Genomic DNA, 16,788 nt, shown 5'->3' on the forward strand with positions numbered 1-16,788 from the left:
GCGATTCTCAGTGAATAGATCCCGGATAGCGCCCCAAACAATGGCCCCAAAAGAAGAAACGGCCAATGGCTCACGGCAAGCGACGAAACATCAACAAACGCATGTCGGCCACTTGCTCACCAGGGACATCAGTCGCCCTCAAGGCCAACGTGGTCCGACCGGGCTCCAAATGAATCTGGCCCAAGGTCATCGGTTTCCAGCGTCTGACATAGCCCTCGGCACGCTGCAGCCGGTCCTCTTTCATCCCGATCAGCGGGGCATCATTGGGCTCACTGATCTCGGCGTCCAAAGTCGATTCACCACAAGTCAATCGGATGGTCGACCCGACGCTTTCGGCCGGGCAGCTGTAGTACATTTGGACTTCAAAATCACCTTCGGCCAGCACGTCCACGTCCCATGTGATCTGGTCCCGCGTGTTGGTCCATTTCGTCATGAAGGTGCAGTTGGGGAACCGGTTGCTTCGCACGATCGCGCCGGTCGATTTGGCATCCCGCGCGGGCAACTGGGTCCAAGTGGCCTGCGGATGCCCCAGCGGAAACGGACGTGTCTCCTTGTGGTCGCGAGAAAGCGGTTTCGTTTCGGCAATCCACGCATCCAATGCGGATTTCATCTTGCCTGCAATCTCCGGCCTCTGCCCGGCGATGTCGGTCGTCTCACCAGGGTCGGCCGCCAAATCATACAAGCTGCCGTCGCGTTGCATCCGATACTGCTGGGAACGCACCGTCGCTTTGCCGCCCCACGCGCTGAACAGCAGACGGTCGGTCGGCCCGGTCGACATCTGCCGAAGCGCATCGGCCAATGAAATCCCGTCCAAGGGCCTCTGCTGCTCCCATCCGATCTCCGCAAGATCCGCCAGCGTGGGCAACAAATCGATCGCCGCCCCGACCTGTTTGACATGCGTTCCTGCTGGAATCTGAGCGGGGTAGCGGATCAGACACGGCGAACGCAGACCGCCCTCGGTTGTCGAGCCTTTTCGACCACGCATTCCGCCGTTGAAGCGTTTGCCATTGGGACCGTTGTCGCTGAAGTAAACCACGATCGTGTTGTCGGCCAACTTCTGCTCGTCCAAGTGACGCAGCAAGCGTCCCACGTTGTGATCGATGTTTTCACACATCGCCATCGCCGCACGTGTGTGCTGAATGTCTTGGCCTTTGGCGTTTTCGGGAGCCGGATCGGGCACCATTGCTTTGTCCGCAAACCGGTCCCAAAACGGATCGGGCACCTGCATCGGCGAGTGAGGCGTGTTGAGCGGCAGGTAGACAAAAAAGGGCTCGCTGCCCTGCTCAGGTTCACTGTCCGCGGAATTGCTGTGTGCCGAAATGAAATCGATCGCATGGCTCGTCAAGTCATCCACGATGAATCCCTTGCCCTCGACGATCTGGCCGTTGTGCTCCAGCATCGGCGAGAAATAGTTCCCCCAGTGTCCGCTGCAAAACCCGTAGAAGTCGTCAAAGCCGCGAGCGTTGGGATGGTACGGCCACTGCATGCCACTGTGCCACTTGCCGTACGCCGCCGTCGCATAACCGGCCCCGCGAAACACGTCACCGATCGTCCGCTCATCCACGTTGAATCGCTCACCGCCGGCCGAGGTGCTGTAGACGCCCATGCGAGTGTGGTATCGCCCCGTCAAGAACTCCGCCCGCGTCGGGGAACAAACGGCGCAAACATAGAAGTGATCGATCTGAGCCCCATCCCTTGCCAGCGAATCAATGTTCGGCGTGGACAGATTCGGATTGCCATGCAAACTCAAATCCCCCCACCCCTGATCATCCGCCAGAATCACCAACACATTGGGCGATTTTCCATCCGCACACGCGTTACTTGCGCTCGTGATTCCGACGCTTGCAACCAGCAGACACGCCATGGATAGCTGAAAGCCGAAGCCAATCGACCGGACCAAATCGAGCAAACGTTTGCGAGTGAAACAAATCATTGAGGACACGTCGAATTCCACGTTGTTAGAATCAAAATCTGTTCGTCGAGCAAAAGTCCTATCATGATAACCCAACCGAAACGCCCCGTCAGTTTTGATCATTCCGTTGTGTGGGTTAGTGGTGTGGGTTGATCGAAACTTCTTCGCCGCCATTCCCAGCCCTCCAGGAACTCAATGACATGCAATCCATTTCGCATTTTCGTGTACTCGCCAGTTCACTCTTGGCTCTTCTGTTGTTTCAGCACGCTGTCGCTCAAGATGACAAACTGAAGATCGGATTGATCGGCGACTCCACGGTTGCGACCACCTATGGTTGGGGCCCAGCGTTGGAAAAGCGATTCGATGAGACCATTCAAGTCTTGCACTTTGCCAAAAACGGTGCCACGCTCGAGTCGCTCTCAAAGAAGCTTGACGAGTTACTGGAACTGAAGCCGAATTACGTGATCATTCAGTTCGGACACAATGATCAAAAGAGGTACGGCACCGATGTTTACCGAACCAAACTGACATCGTATGTGCAGCGTATCAAAGCGGCGGGAGCCAAGCCGATCGTGTTCAGTTCCGTGACCCGTCGAAACTTCGACGAGCGCGGCAAGATTCTACCAAGAGAACAGAATCTCCTCGGCAATCTGGCTTCCTTTGCCAAAGCCGCCCAGGCGGTAGCCCGCGAACAATCGGTTCCGTTCGTCGATCTCTATTCGATCAGCGTGGAACACCATAACCAGATCGGCCCAGAGGCAACTGCGGCTTACGATTTCAACGAAAACGACAAAACGCACTTCAGTCCCGAAGGCGCACAAGCTACCGCGAACCTCATTCTCAGCGAACTTAAAACGCTCATCCCTGAGATCGCAAGTCATGTACGGAGAGAAACAAACTGAGACGTGTGGAGAATAACTCCTGTAGCTTGGGCACTCTTGCCCGAGAAATCACTCATGGGATCGGCCGCCAACCTCCAAGCTGTGGTGTGGCGGTGGATTGAGTTTCGGCATACCAACTTTGAAACTGTTGCCAGAGCTTGGCCGTGCGTTCGGGTTGTTCGCTGGCAAGGTCGACTTTCTCAGCGGGGTCCATCCGCAGGTGGTAAAGTTCCAGCTTGGGATTCTGAAACGTTCCTGGCGAAGCCTTTGGATGATGGACGACCAGCTTCCAATCACCTGAGCGAAGGGCTTCGGATCGCGCGCCCTGATTGGAAAGCGAAGCCCAGTAAAGCGGACGCTCGGCAAGCGCCTCTTCGTGCAGCAACAGCGGGGTCAAATCAACCCCGTCCAGTGGTCTGGCATGCGTCGCAACATCCACGTCGATGTCGGCAAGGTTTAGCAGAGTTGGCATCACGTCGAGAGTGATCACCGGCTGGTCACTGGTGGAGCCCGCAGTGATGTGGCCCGGCCACCAAGCGATTGCGGGAACCTTGTGTCCGCCTTCGTAGACGCTGCCTTTTCCGCCACGCAGATCGGGACTGCCGCTCGGAAAATCGCCAGCGGGACCATTGTCAGAAAAGAACAACAGCAGCGTGTTCTCCGCAATGCCCAGTTCTTGAACTGTGCGACGCAGTTGACCGATGCCATCGTCGATCGGCAGAGTCATGCCGCGGTACTTTTCAATGCGATGCTCCGGCGTAACCGTTTGCCATTTCCACCGATCCCATGCCTGTTCCGTACGTCGCACCGGGTCACCGGGCACTTGGACAGGATTGTGGATGGCTTCGTGGGCAATGTACAAACAAAACGGCTGCTTGCTCGCCGCATGATGTCGAACAAACTCAACGGCGTGTTGGTTGATGAGATGGGTTGAGTAGCCCGCTTCGTGCACTTCATCGCGACCGTGCCACCAATCGTGCTTCTGGTGATCACCGATATGGCTCACGAAGTCGATATTGCCACTGTGGTATCCGATGAACTCTGCGAAGCCATGATTTTGAGGATGGTAGTCGGCCGAGTTCTGTGGATAGCCTTGATGCCACTTGCCGATCAAAGCGGTGTGATAACCGGCATCGGTAAGCAACTCTGCAAAGGTGACCTCGTCCAGTTTCAGTCCCTTGCGATGTTCGGGATGATCAGCGACAGGATGAATGACGGCTTCAATTCCTGATCGCTGCTGGTAGCGACCGGTCAACAGCCCTGCACGAGTCGGTGAGCACACCGTACCTGATGAATGAAAATCTGTGAGCTTCATTCCTTCGGCCGCCAGACGATCGATCTCGGGTGTCTTAAAATACGGATTCCCAAAGCAACTGACACCCTCGTACCCCATGTCATCGACCATCACCACGATGAAATGAGGACGGTCTGCAGAAGCGTCCGCGAAAACGTTTCGCAAATCCGCCATCGCCGCAGAAAACAGGAGCACGAGCAAGGGAAAGGAGGCGACGTGATTTCGGTTCATGTTCAAAACCTCTGGCAATTGTGTTCGCTGCGAAAGTCGTGGCTGGACAAAAGCCATGGTAATCGTCAAACCGGCTGACATGCTGGGAGTGGCAAACTGGTATCATCGAATGGCATCCGTCGCGGACGGCCAATGTAGCCCATTTCGCTCACTACGCTTTTCGTTCAAACCGCGACTCACTCACAATGTTCCCGATCGACAATCTCACCCTCCAACCGACATGCAAGGGATCGTCCATGAGATTCATCGCAACTCTGACCACTTTGGCGATCATTACGATGCCGCTTCATTTCGCGGATGCACAAGATTCTCAGCGACAGCGCCCGAGGATTTCGTTTGACGAAGTCCTTCGCCGTGAAGATGCGAACAAGGATGGCAAAGTGACCCAAGACGAGTTCAAGGCTCCACAACGCCTGTTCACGCGGCTGGATCGCAACGGTGATGGCGAGCTGACGAAGGAGGACTTTGCTGGCGGGGACACCAGACGCAATCCGCGTGGAGCTGGACAGGGGGCTCCCGCGGACGTCAATGTGCTCAGAGATGTTGTCTTTGGAAAAGGTGGTGATCGAGACCTGACGATGCACATCGTGCTGCCCAAGGAAAAGCGTGATTCACCCCAGCCCGCCTATGTATGGATTCACGGCGGAGGCTGGCAAGGGGGAACCAAAGACGGTGGAGTCGGGAAAGTCATTCCGATGGTTCGCGAAGGTTTCGTGGGGGCGACGATCGAGTATCGCTTGACCGGAGAGGCCCCGTTCCCGGCGCAGATCGAAGACTGCAAGTGCGCGATCCGATACCTGCGCGCTCACGCGGAAAAGTACAAAATTGATCCCGATCGTATCGCAGTTGGCGGCAGCTCGGCAGGCGGCCACTTGGTCGCACTGATGGGCACATCCGGCGGCGTGAAAGAATTCGAGGGCACGGGAGGCTGGCCGGATCAATCAAGCAGCGTCCAAGCAGTCGTGGACCACTATGGTCCCACCGATTTCAAAGCGTTCGTCTCGACGCCCGGTTACGAACAGCACGACAAAGCGGGCTCGCCAGAATCAAAGCTGCTCGGCAGCGGCGACGTGCTGACCAACGAAGCAGGCATCAAGCGTGTCAATCCGATCACCTATGTCGACAAGGACGACCCTCCCTTTCTGATCATCCACGGCACGGACGATCGGACCGTCCCGCCCAACCAAAGCGAAGCGATGGACAAGGCTCTCAAATCGGTCAACGTGGAATCAACACTCCACTTGATCCAAGACGCCGGGCACGGCGGCCCCGAGTTTGCCAAACCAGAGATCAATGACATGCAACGAAAGTTTCTCCTCAAGCACTTGCGGGACAAGCACTCAACAGGCGAATGATTGAGTGAGCCGCGATGCGTGAGCAACCGGGCCTTTCGCACTGCCCAGCTTCTTCAGAAACCGTCCAATAAACACTGCCCGGCGTCTTACGGCCCTACGGCTCGCCCTGGCGTTCCAAATGTTGATTCAACCAGCAATCTTCGCAGCAGGGGCAAGTCGGATCGAGCGAAGCAAGAATCGGGGGGCTACGCGCCGCCAACCGTATTCCTTCACGCATGCCCCTCCCTCGCATTCGCCTGAACGGCTTTGCTCGACCTCCCCCAAGTTCCTGAGACTGCTGATTTAATCGTTTTTCGTTATCACTGTGAGCCGATGGCGCTAGCCACGGGCCTCGAAGGGTTGGGGCAGCACCATTAGGCCCGCGGCTAGCGCCTTGCGGCTCACTAAATCAGCAGTCTCTTCCTTGGGGGAGGTGACGTGTGGAACGAAACCGTGGCGCCAAGAAATGAATCACTCAATAAACCGGCTAACAGCAAACGGATAGAAACATGACTCAATCTCTCCACCGTCATCACGCGATGATCGCCCTGGTGATGACGATGGCATGGATCAACTGCCCAGAATGCACGGCACAGGACGATCACAGCAGTGGCAAGGAATCGTCGTCGCTGCGTCTCGTGAGTCCAGAGATTCCTGATCTGTTCCAATGGACCGACACTGCGAACGTCTACGTGCTACGGTCGGCGGACAAAGCCTTGCTGTTCAACCTGGGGGATGGCTTGGTCGTTGACCAACTGTCAGAGATCGGTGTGCGTCAGTTGGAATGGGTGTTGCTAACCGATCATCATCGTGAGAATTGCCAGGGATTTGCCGACGCGACAATCAATGGAGCGAGAGTTGCCTCGTCAGAATCCGAGCGAGAGTTGCTGAAAAATCCAACCGCGTTTCGCCGTTGGTACCCAAAACTCGGCGACAAGTATTCCGTCTACGGTGCCAGCTACGTTCGGCCACCAGCCTTTCCTGTTGCAATCACAACGACGCTGCAACCCGGAGAGTTCTTTCGTTGGCAGGGCTACGAAATCAAGTGCCTGGACACGCCCGGAACGTCACCCGGCGGCATGAGCTTCGTGATCCAGTACGGTGATCTTAAGATTGCGGTGACCGGCAGCATCATGCACGACGGCGCCCGCATGGCCAATTGGTTCGACTCGGAGTGGGACTACGGCTTTGCAAAAGGTGTCGACACGCTGATCGAGTCGGTCGAGCGACTGCAGGGCGAAAACATCGACATCGCGTTGCCATCGCAGGGTCCCGTGATTCATCACGCAGACGAACAGTTGGCGGAGTACGCAGCGAAACTGAAGTATTTTCGCACGCGTTATGTCCGTGGCTATCCCGTGTTCGACAAAGACATCGCAAAACGTGATCCGATCTCGCAACCGACGCCCGTTGAGCATATCAATCGCGTGACAGAACATCTTTACAAACTGAGTCATCAGCATCAGGGTCGAAACTTTGCGATCATCGTTTCCGATAACGGACGAGGACTGGTGCTGGACTGTGGCCTGTTCCCCAAACAGACGTTAGAGGAAATCGTCGTCGGAATGCGACAGCACCTGGGGCTAAAGCAGATCGATGCGTTCTGGATCTCCCACATGCACGGCGATCACTTTTTGCTCGGGCCCACGATGAAAGAGCAATACGGCGCACAAGCTTGGACACTGGATCGCATCGTTGACCGTTGCGAGCATCCACGACGCTACGACTTCGCCGCACTCGTGTCCGCCTACGGAGACGGGTTCAACGGCATGACGATCGACAAAGCGTTTCGTAACGGTGAAACCGTTCAATGGGAGGGTTACACGATCCACCTCGATTGGATGCCGGGACAAACCGAGTTTGGCTGCTGCTTGTGGCTGGATATCGATGGCAAACGAATCGCCTTCACCGGCGACAATCTATTCGGCAGTCCCAGCGACGAATCACAGAACGGACACGAAGCCGTGGTTTGCCGCAACAGTTGCATTTTTGAGGAAGGGTACATTCTCGGCAGCAAGTACCTCTTGGACCTGAAACCCGACATCGTGATGGGCAGCCACTCCTACGTGATGCCCGAGCCAGAGGCATTCCTGCAACGCTATCACGCTTGGTCCAAGGAAATAGCCCAGTTGTATCGTGAATTGCTGCCACAGGAGGATTACGAATACGGATTTGATCCCTACTGGGTATCGGCTTACCCGTATCGCGTCGATTTGACGCAAGCAACCTCTCAGGATGTTACGATCTCGGTGCGCAACTTCCGCGACCGACCCCAGCATCATCGTATCAGGCTTCGGCTACCCTCCGGCGTTACCGCAACGCCGTCAATTCTCGAGGGCGACGTGCCGGCCGACGGTCGACATGAACACACGGTGAAACTGACTCGCACTGAGCCATTTCGCACTGAGCCGTTTCCCGCCGAAAAGCCAAACACTGATTCAAACAGTAAAATAAACACCAACGTGACAGACGACACCGACGGCGGAGTGCGAATCGTCCCCTTTGACATCACTCTGGACACAGAACGACACGGCGAGCTGTTTGACTTTTTGATCCGACTGCCGGAGTAAGCAAATTGAAAATGCGAATCACTTTGGTCCTTGCATTGTTGATCGGGTTCATCGCCAACTCGGTCACGGCTGACGAGCGACCTCGGTTGTTGGTGCTGACCGATATCGGTGGTGACCCAGATGACCAGCAGTCACTCGTGCGGTTGATGGTCTACAGCAATGAGTTTCAGATCGAAGGACTCGTTGCCTCGGCGGCGGGGACCCCCGGGGAACTGAAACAGGCGGTCACCAAACCGGAATTGATTCGCGAGATCGTTGTCGCCTACGGAGAGGTTCGTGAGAACCTTCTGCGCCACGCGAGCGGCTGGCCTGACACTATTGCAATGCTCAGTGTCATCAAGTCGGGCAATCCGAACCGAGGACGAAAGCACATCGGCGAGGCACACGACAGCGAGGGATCTCAATTCTTGATCCAACGTGTCGATGCGGGATCAGTAGACCAGCCCCTGAACATCACGATCTGGGGCGGCCAGACTGATTTGGCGCAGGCATTGTGGCGAGTGCGAAAAGAACGCGGGGCCGACGGCTTAGCGGACTTTGTCAAACGTTTCCGGGTGTATGACATTGCCGATCAAGACGGCATCGCCGACTGGATGCAGACAGAGTTTCCGGGAATGTTTTACATTCTCAGCAAGTCCAGAAAGGGGACAGATAAACGCAACGCTTCCTTTCGCGGCATGTACCTGACCGGAGACGAAGCGTTGACCTCTCGCGAGTGGATCGAAGCAAAGGTGCGAGCCACCGGGCCACTGGGCGCCCTGTACCCGACCAAGACATGGACCAGCCCGAACCCGCATGGTTGCATGAAAGAAGGTGACACGCCGTCGTGGTTTTTCTTTCTGCCCCAAGGGCACAACGACCCCGCCGATCCGTCCAAGCCTGGATGGGGCGGACAGTTTGCCCGAGCCGTGGATGACTGGTACCGCGACGACCAACCCGACATGGATCACCGCGAAACCGTCAGCCGATGGCGTCCCGAATTTCAAAACGATTTCGCTTTGCGTATGTCGTGGTGCAAAGGCTCGCTTTGATCGCTTTCACTCGCCGTTGTTTTTGGTTTCTCGCAACTCGCCCAGCTTTGGTCCGACTTCGTTCCATGCGACTTCGTGCGGCAAGATCATCTTACTTGCCGCGATGGACGCACAAACGCCGGCAGCTTCGCCCATCGCCACGGCGTTGCCCGTCACACGGTAGCTGGCGTGAGCAAAAAAATCGCCGCTGATACAGCGTCCGGCCATCATCAATCCGTCAACCTCTTGGGCGATCAAAGCCCGCAAGGGTATGTCAAAGGGCTTGGCTTTCACACCTTCGCTACTGTAAGCAGACGTTTTGTTCTGTTCGCGACTGAGTGCATGGATATCGACGGAAAAAGTCGATCGGCACACGGCGTCTTCGTGGCGAACACCACCCATCACATCACTAACATCGACGAAGTAGCGTCCCTTGATTCGCCGACCGTCACGCACACCGATTTGTTCGGCAGTGGTCACCAGTCGACAGCCTTCCCATGGGCCGCCGAGTTGATGAAGTGCCTTTGAGATATCGTACAACTCCCGGCGAGCACGAATGGTCGCCTGGGTGACGGCATCCGCGTCGAATGCTTTGACGTTGTATTCGTGATTGAGCATCACGGCGGCGACGGCCCCACCCAGATGCCAGACGGTCGGTTTGGAGTAAGAGGGATCCAGTCCGGCGCTTCGCATGATCTTCAGGAACTTGTCTTTGTTCCCACGATTGGATCCGGTGTCCACGGATCGCAGCGCTTCGGGCGACGCGGTGATGACCGCCATCAGCGACATGGGCTGGCAAGGGCAGTCGCTATCTCGGCCGATCTCGAATGAGCAGCCGGCCAGTGCGCCGACGTCTCCGTCTCCGGTCGTATCGATCACCGTTTTTGCTCGCCACGCCTGACGCCCCGATTTTGATTCGGTCACGACGCCACGGACACGATTGCCTTGATCCAAATCGACCGCCACAACCCGTGTGTGGTACTGCATCCGAATCCCGAGCTCGCCGCACCAGTCTTCCAACAAGACCTTCATCGCCTCGACATCGTACATGTAGTGTTGATGCTCGACGAATCGATAACCGGACATCGATTCCAGACGCTTGACCAGCTCCGTGTTCAAACCCGGTTTTCGAGCATCCATGATGTAAGACAGCATGCCGCTGGTCCACACGCCGCCCAAGCAACCGTGAGCCTCCAGAATGCGCACGCTCGCGCCACACTTGGCCGCCGAGATGGCTGCCGAAATCCCAGCCGGTCCACCGCCGCACACGAGCACATCGACGCTATCAACAACGGGAACTTCTCGCGCCGCTTCACTGACGATGTCATCGCGGCTCGCGTCATGAGCCTCGCCAGCACAGGCGACAGCCATGGCCGCAGGGGCCGCCATGGATGAAGTCAACAGTTGTCGTCGGGTAATGGGCATGACGCAGCTTTCCGTCTTGTTCGTCTGGAGGTATGGATCGATGTCTCAGCGGTTCGCTCAATCAATTCTAACTCATCGACCTCTGAAGTTGTTGATTTAATCAGTCAATGAAACCCACAACCGTGAAGGGGCCACCAACAGGCTCTCCATCCGGGCTTGCAGACTGTCGATTTGCCAGAGTGATTTGCTGGACCGCTGGTTGAGTGGATTTGTTAGACGCGCTACCCTAACCTCATTCTGCATCTATCCCTCGGGATCAGATTCGATTGATCCCGACTACTCTCGGAGATCTGATCACCCCAGATCATCAATGATCGCTCCGCGTGATTTTGGCAAAATGATAGGACACTTATTTTCCGCACGTCCCGAGAGACGCTGCTACGTGGTAGCCGGGAAAATGTGACGGGTGAAATCAATGGCAGTGTTTCGTCATGCTGAGCATGACGAAACATTGCTAACTGTGTTGCGATCAATCTGCGGCCGTGAGTACGGCGTTGAGTTTGGCGATCAACTCGCGGCGTTTGTGGTCGTCGATCTTGTCGATCGATGAAGCCAAGCCGAGGATGAAGGCGGCGTAGTCGTTGTGCCAGTCCGTTTCAATTTGCGTCAGGTCCAAACGTGGCTCGGGCGCACCCGTCGACATCGGTTTTCCATCAGGCTGCAGTTGAAACGACTCGTCGAACTGGGGCATGTAGATGCGATCGGCATCCATTCCGTTTTCGGCAAGCAGTTCTCGCAAAACGGTCCGTCCTTCGGCTTCCCCGTGGTTGAGGAACAGCCCGCCACTGATCGGCCTGCGCTGCATGATCCATCTCAGCAATTCGCTTTGGTCGGCGTGGGCGCTGTAATTGCCCAGCCTGCGGATCTCTGCACGGACTTTGCATTCGCTGCCGTGGATACGCACCGACTTGGCTCCACTGGTGATGATCTGTCCCAGCGTACCGGGCGACTGGTACCCGACGAACAGGATCGTACATTCCTTTCGCCAAATGTTGTTTCGCAAGTGGTGTTTGATTCGACCTGCGGTGCACATCCCGCTGGCCGAGATGATGATTGCACCTTTCTTGATCTTGTTGATCGCTTTGCTTTCGTCGAGCGACTCGACCAAGTGAAAACGCTTGTGGCGGAACAGGTCCGACTCGTTGACTTCGATATCCTCCATTTCCCCGGCGTACTTGATGAAGACGTCGGTCACGCGACGGGCTAGCGGTGAATCCAGGTACACATCGGCTTGCGGGATCATGTTGTTGGCCAACAAGTAGCCGATGTCGTGCAGCAGCTCTTGACTGCGTTCGACCGCAAACGAAGGGATCACGACATTTCCGCCACGCTCCAGAGCGTGGGTGAGCTCTTCTTGCAAGGCTTCGCGACGTTTCTCCAGCGTATAGTCCTCTCGTTCCCGGTTCCCGTAGGTGCTCTCGCAAACGATGTAGTCGTAGCCCTCGGGTGCATCCGGTGGCGGATGAAACGCTTTTTCCTCCGGCCCCAGGTCACCGGAAAACAGCATGCGGATCGGTTTGCCCGTCAACTGATCGTCGAGTACCAGTTCGACGGATGCCGAACCGAGCAAGTGGCCCGCGTTCCAAAAACGCACTTTGACTCCCGGTTTAGGTTCGAACCATTGTTCGTAGTCGTGCGACTGCAACAGTTTCAGTGTCGCCTCGGCGTCATCCATCGTGTACAGCGGCTCCAACGGTTCCTGTCCGCGACGTTCCCGTTTCTTGTTGTAACGTTCGGTGTTGGTCTCTTGAATGAAAGCTGAGTCACGCAGCATGAATTCCAGCAGGTCATTGGTGGGCTCAGTCGCGTAGATCGTGCCGGAGAAGCCTGCTTTGACCAACTTTGGCAACAGACCCGAGTGGTCGATGTGGGCATGCGTGAGCAGCAAGAATTCGACTTTGGTTGCATCAAACGGAAAATCACCGTAATTCAAGTCCTGGGTCGTTTTGTTGCCTTGAAAGAGTCCGCAGTCGATGACAAATCGGTGAGCCCCGGTGTCCACGTACGAGCAGGAACCGGTAACGGTGCCGGCGGCACCACAGAACTTGATGGATGTCATAGAGGGGCTCAAGAACGGAGGTAAGAGAGATGATTTGATCAAGGAGTTTTGTCAGGGAATCTTTGTCAGGGAATCTTGCGGCCGCGATTATACACGTATTGTTGCCACACCATCCGCACCGCCACACTACGGAACGGTCGCCAATTTTCGGCGCGCACGTGAAGTTCCTCTGCAGAACAATATTCGACGCAGTCCATTTCGCTGAGCCCTTTGACAAATGCCAAGTCACCCACGGGCAGGACGTCCGGCCGCATCAGAGCGAGGATCAGATAGATGTCAGCGGTCCAGTCACCCATTCCCAGCCGTGCGGTGATCTGTTCTCTGACGATGTCGTCTGTTTGATATGCCAATCGGCGTGGAGAGAAACTGCCGGTCAGAACCTCATCTCTGAGCGCCAAGATGTAACGTGTTTTCTGACGCGTTACACCGAGTGCGCGAATCTGATCGACTGAGAAATCCGCCAACAAATCCGCACGCAGTTGGCCCCCGCATGCGGCACGGATTCGGTCATAGGTGGCCTTGGCCGAATCAAGCGAGACTTGCTGTTCCAGAATGATGCGAACCAGCGTCGCAAAGGTTCCGGAACGTTTCCACGTCGGTGGTGGGCCGAGTTGTCGCAAGACATCGGCGAGCGAGGAGTCCTGGCGAGCCAATGTCTGCGCAGCCGCGGCGATCGACTGGGCCGTCAACGCACCGTGTGCTTTCACAGCAACTGGTCCAGCTCCGTCGTCAGTTCTTCGAATCGCGCCAAAGTGGTTTTGACGGGCATCGGGCTGGCCATGTCGACTCCGGCGTCACGCAACAGATCCAGTGGATCTTTGCTGCAACCTGCGGACAGGAATGACAAGTAGTCCTGCAGTTCGCTTTCGCCGCCCTCCAAGACGCGTCGTGACAGGGCAACGGCGGCGCTGAGTCCCGTCGCGTACTTGTAGACATAGAACGCGCGATAGAAGTGAGGAATGCGAAAGCACTCCATTTCCAGCTCATCGTCGACAACGAAATCGGGTCCAAAGTACGCGTCCAGCAGTTCTCGATACGCCGCGCGGAACGAGGCAACCGTTAGCGGCTCACCGGCTTCCGCCATCTCATGCGTGCGTTTCTCAAATTCGGCGAACATCGTTTGTCGAACAACCGTCGCACGAATGCCGTCCAATTCGTTGTTGATCAAGTAGGCACGCTCGGAATCGTCGGCGGCGTTTTTCAACAAGTGTTCGGTCAGCAATTGCTCGTTGAACGTGCTGGCAACCTCCGCGACAAAGATCACGTAGTTGTAGTACTGAAAGGGTTGGTTCTTGGACGAGTACCAACTGTGCATCGAGTGACCTGCCTCGTGTGTCAGTGTAAAGACATCGTTGAGCACGTCGGGCTTGAAGTTCATCAGAATGTAGGGATCACCGTCAAAGGTGCCACAACTGAAGGCACCGCTTTGTTTGCCGCGATTGGGATAGCGATCGGCCCAGCGACCACTGAGTCCGTCATGCAACGCCCCCACGTACTCCGAACCCAGGGGCTGCAGCGACTCCAGGATCACCTCAACGGCTTCGTCCCAAGTGTGGCGTTTCTTGATGCCGCTGAGAATCGGCACGTAGGTGTCGTAGTGGTGGATGTCTTTGAGATTCATCTTTCGACGACGCACATCGAGATAGTGATGTACGGCAGGCAGCGAATCACGTACGGCGGAAATCAGGTTTTCGTAAACGCTGACCGGAACGTTGTCGGGAAACAGGGCGGATTCAAGGCTGCTGGAATAGTTACGTGCTCGGGCATAGTAGACGTCACGGTGGATGCTGCCGGCCAAGGTGGCGGCGAGCGTGTTCTTGTGTCCCAGAAAGGGTTCGTAGTATTGGTGAAACGCTTTCTTGCGGATTTCCCGATCGGGACATTGCAGAAACTGAGCGAACGTCGCATGCGACAGTTCGATCGTGTTGCCCTCGTGATCTTTCAGCATACCGAATCGCAGATCAGCATCGTTAAGTTGGCGAAATGCGTTTCCCGCTGAGCCGGACATCTCGCCCTGCATCGCCAACAAACGTTCTTCGTTGTCCGTCAACGTGTGGGGGCGATAACGGAGTAAGCGTTCCAGTTGCAGTCGATACAGGGCCAACTCTGGGTTGGTGATCAACTGCGTCATCTTTTCTTCGTCGATTGCCAACAACTCGGGACGCATGTAGCTGGCGGCTTGCCCGGCACGGACGGCCAGATTCTGGAAACGTGACTTCATTCCTTGGTAATCACTGTCGGCCTGATCCTCGGTCGTTTTGAGGAAGGCATAAGTCCCCAATCGTTCAGCGTCACGGTCGAACTGGCTGTCAAAGTCGAGTGCTTGGGCGAGCGTTTTTGCCGATTCGCCGAGTTTGCCGCGAAACGTTTCGTAAGTCGGGATCTTGGATTCCAACTTGGTAAAGGCGGCGTTCCAAGCGATATCGTCGACAAACAGACTGGACAGATCCCAACGATCCGAAGCGGCCACATCATCGCGGCTGGGGAGAGTAGCAGTGGACATGAATGATTGAGGAATGAGAGTGAAGGTTGAAAGAAGGTATCAATGAAACAAATCAATCGTCGTTGCCAATGGATTCGCGACGAATGTCTCGTCGCTTGTCTTTTTCGTAGCGAACGGTTCGGAAAGCATCCAATAGCGCCAGCATGACGACGCCGAACAGGACCACCATCACGCACAACCACGCAGCGACAAAGGTTCGACCGATCCCGGCAAAGGTGGCGATGCCGATCAGGACGCCGCACAGGCCGATCAACCCGTTGACGAGTCTGCGGGATCGCCGGCGGCGCTGCAGGTACAGTTGGTCGCGGGCACGTTGTTCGTCGTACTCCTCGCCCGGCCAGCCTTGACGTTCGGTCCACTGTAGCCAGAGGGCGAACGCGATGAGGGTGCAGGAGAGTAGTAGACCGCCGGCAAACATTCCCCCGTTCATCACTGCTCCTTGAGCCATTGATGGACAACCCAAACGACCGCGGCGATGGATTGGCCGCTACAGTTCGCTGGGATGTCCTGTTCGGTGTGCCAGTAAGATTGAACGCCGATCCCTGGACGGGGATAATCAAAATCGATGATGTCCAAGGTGGGAATGCCAGCGATGTTGTTCAGTGGAATGTGGTCGTCGTCGATCTTGTGTCGGCTGCGAGGAACGAAGGCGGTAACACGTAAACGTTTGGCGGTGTTCCAAAGACTCTCACACTGACGCTTGGCGAAACGCAGGCTATTCAGCTCGTAGTAGATCTTTAATTCGCGATCACCGATCATGTCCAACAGGATGCCCGATTGATACGGAACCGGCGGCGGCGATTGGCGGTATTGTTCGGCGAAGTAAGTGGAACCGAGAAAGTACTTGTCGCGGCCGTATTTCCAAACGAATTCTTCTCCGTCGAAAAGCACGATGTCGACGCCGACGTCTGATGGAAGATCGCCCAATTGATGCGACAACTCCATCAAGCCTGCCGTGCCGCTGGCACCATCGTTGGCACCGATGAACGTTCCGCGTGGATTGACCGGATCGCTATCGGGAAACGGGCGTGTGTCGTAGTGGGCGCACAACAGGTATCGCTTGGGACGTTCGGGATGCCAGGTGGCGATCAAGTTGGACATCGTGAGCGGGGAGCCGTCCTCGGGGTGCCGCGTTTGAAAGCTTTGCAAGGAAACGGTCGCACCACGCGCTTCGAAAAACTCTGTCAGCATCTGCTGCTGGCGGATCATGGCCTCGCTGCCAGAGGGTCTGGGGCCAAGTTCGCAGAGTTGTTTCAAGTACGCCATCGCGCGATCGGCGTCGTATTGTGCGGGAATCACAACGGCCGCCGGCGGCTCGATCTGGTCCGGATCGCGATTGGCGTTGGTGATCACATTCCACGCGATCAAGAGTCCGCCGACACTGAGGATCGTCAGGAGAATCATCCCCCAAAAGCCGAACGATGATTTGCGATTCGCTGCGGCATCGATCGTGTCGTGATGCCGAGGTTCAGGACGCTGCGAATCGGGCGACTGTCGACTGTGGGTCGCCGAGCCGGTGGCTCGAGTCGATAGGGAATGCGGGGAACTCATCGTGATTGGTTCTGTGAT

12 protein-coding genes are annotated in these 16,788 nt (G+C 56.3%); 4 read left to right on the top strand and 8 right to left on the bottom strand.

The window, feature by feature from the left end; translation table 11 throughout:
• Nucleotides 1-70: 70 nt before the first annotated feature.
• Nucleotides 71-1,933 (bottom strand): arylsulfatase, encoded by a 1,863-nt coding sequence (locus Pla52nx_RS31930; protein ID WP_231742808.1) that lies wholly within the window; start codon nt 1,931-1,933, stop codon nt 71-73.
• A 179-nt stretch (nt 1,934-2,112) separates the two neighbouring features.
• Here Pla52nx_RS31930 and Pla52nx_RS31935 point away from each other — a divergent pair, with 179 nt between their 5' ends.
• Nucleotides 2,113-2,814 (top strand): rhamnogalacturonan acetylesterase, encoded by a 702-nt coding sequence (locus Pla52nx_RS31935; RefSeq protein WP_146523444.1) that lies wholly within the window; start codon nt 2,113-2,115, stop codon nt 2,812-2,814.
• Between the two features lie 52 nt (nt 2,815-2,866).
• Here Pla52nx_RS31935 and Pla52nx_RS31940 read toward each other — a convergent pair whose 3' ends face one another.
• Nucleotides 2,867-4,318, bottom strand: a complete 1,452-nt coding sequence (locus Pla52nx_RS31940) for a sulfatase-like hydrolase/transferase (protein WP_197455105.1) — start codon at nt 4,316-4,318, stop codon at nt 2,867-2,869.
• A gap of 236 nt (nt 4,319-4,554) precedes the next feature.
• On the opposite strand from Pla52nx_RS31940, the gene Pla52nx_RS31945 reads away from it, so the two are divergent.
• The 3 genes from Pla52nx_RS31945 (at nt 4,555) to Pla52nx_RS31955 (ending at nt 9,253) form a co-directional block, all read left to right on the top strand.
• Nucleotides 4,555-5,673: an alpha/beta hydrolase fold domain-containing protein gene (locus Pla52nx_RS31945; RefSeq protein WP_146523446.1), complete on the top strand. Its 1,119-nt coding sequence runs from the start codon at nt 4,555-4,557 to the stop codon at nt 5,671-5,673.
• A 488-nt stretch (nt 5,674-6,161) separates the two neighbouring features.
• Nucleotides 6,162-8,222, top strand: coding sequence for an MBL fold metallo-hydrolase (locus Pla52nx_RS31950; RefSeq protein WP_146523447.1), 2,061 nt, complete (start codon nt 6,162-6,164; stop codon nt 8,220-8,222).
• Nucleotides 8,223-8,233: 11 nt separating this feature from the next.
• Complete coding sequence (locus Pla52nx_RS31955; protein WP_146523471.1) at nt 8,234-9,253, top strand: DUF1593 domain-containing protein; 1,020 nt, start codon at nt 8,234-8,236, stop codon at nt 9,251-9,253.
• 6 nt (nt 9,254-9,259) lie between these two features.
• On the opposite strand, the gene Pla52nx_RS31960 is transcribed toward Pla52nx_RS31955, so the two are convergent.
• The 6 genes from Pla52nx_RS31960 to Pla52nx_RS31985 all read right to left on the bottom strand — a co-directional run bounded on the left by Pla52nx_RS31960 (nt 9,260) and on the right by Pla52nx_RS31985 (nt 16,770).
• Nucleotides 9,260-10,657: an FAD-dependent oxidoreductase gene (locus Pla52nx_RS31960; protein WP_146523448.1), complete on the bottom strand. Its 1,398-nt coding sequence runs from the start codon at nt 10,655-10,657 to the stop codon at nt 9,260-9,262.
• 469 nt (nt 10,658-11,126) lie between these two features.
• On the bottom strand, nt 11,127-12,716 hold the full coding sequence (locus Pla52nx_RS31965) for an MBL fold metallo-hydrolase RNA specificity domain-containing protein (RefSeq protein ID WP_146523449.1): 1,590 nt from the start codon (nt 12,714-12,716) through the stop codon (nt 11,127-11,129).
• Nucleotides 12,717-12,781: 65 nt separating this feature from the next.
• On the bottom strand, nt 12,782-13,423 hold the full coding sequence (locus Pla52nx_RS31970; RefSeq protein WP_197455106.1) for a DNA-3-methyladenine glycosylase family protein: 642 nt from the start codon (nt 13,421-13,423) through the stop codon (nt 12,782-12,784).
• Nucleotides 13,420-15,219 (bottom strand): oligoendopeptidase F, encoded by a 1,800-nt coding sequence (gene pepF / locus Pla52nx_RS31975; protein WP_146523451.1) that lies wholly within the window; start codon nt 15,217-15,219, stop codon nt 13,420-13,422. The genes Pla52nx_RS31970 and pepF overlap by 4 nt, the downstream gene beginning before the upstream one ends.
• Before the next feature lie 52 nt (nt 15,220-15,271).
• Nucleotides 15,272-15,649 carry a hypothetical protein gene (locus Pla52nx_RS31980; RefSeq protein WP_342190302.1) on the bottom strand — a complete coding sequence of 126 codons (378 nt, stop codon included), beginning with the start codon at nt 15,647-15,649 and terminating at the stop codon, nt 15,272-15,274.
• Entirely contained in the window at nt 15,649-16,770 is a 1,122-nt protein-coding gene (locus Pla52nx_RS31985) for a M28 family peptidase (RefSeq protein WP_231742798.1), read from the bottom strand. Before Pla52nx_RS31985 ends, Pla52nx_RS31980 begins: the two co-directional genes overlap by 1 nt.
• Nucleotides 16,771-16,788: the final 18 nt, after the last annotated feature.

Origin of the sequence: Stieleria varia (assembly GCF_038443385.1) — a bacterium.
In the GTDB taxonomy this organism is placed as follows: domain Bacteria; phylum Planctomycetota; class Planctomycetia; order Pirellulales; family Pirellulaceae; genus Stieleria; species Stieleria varia.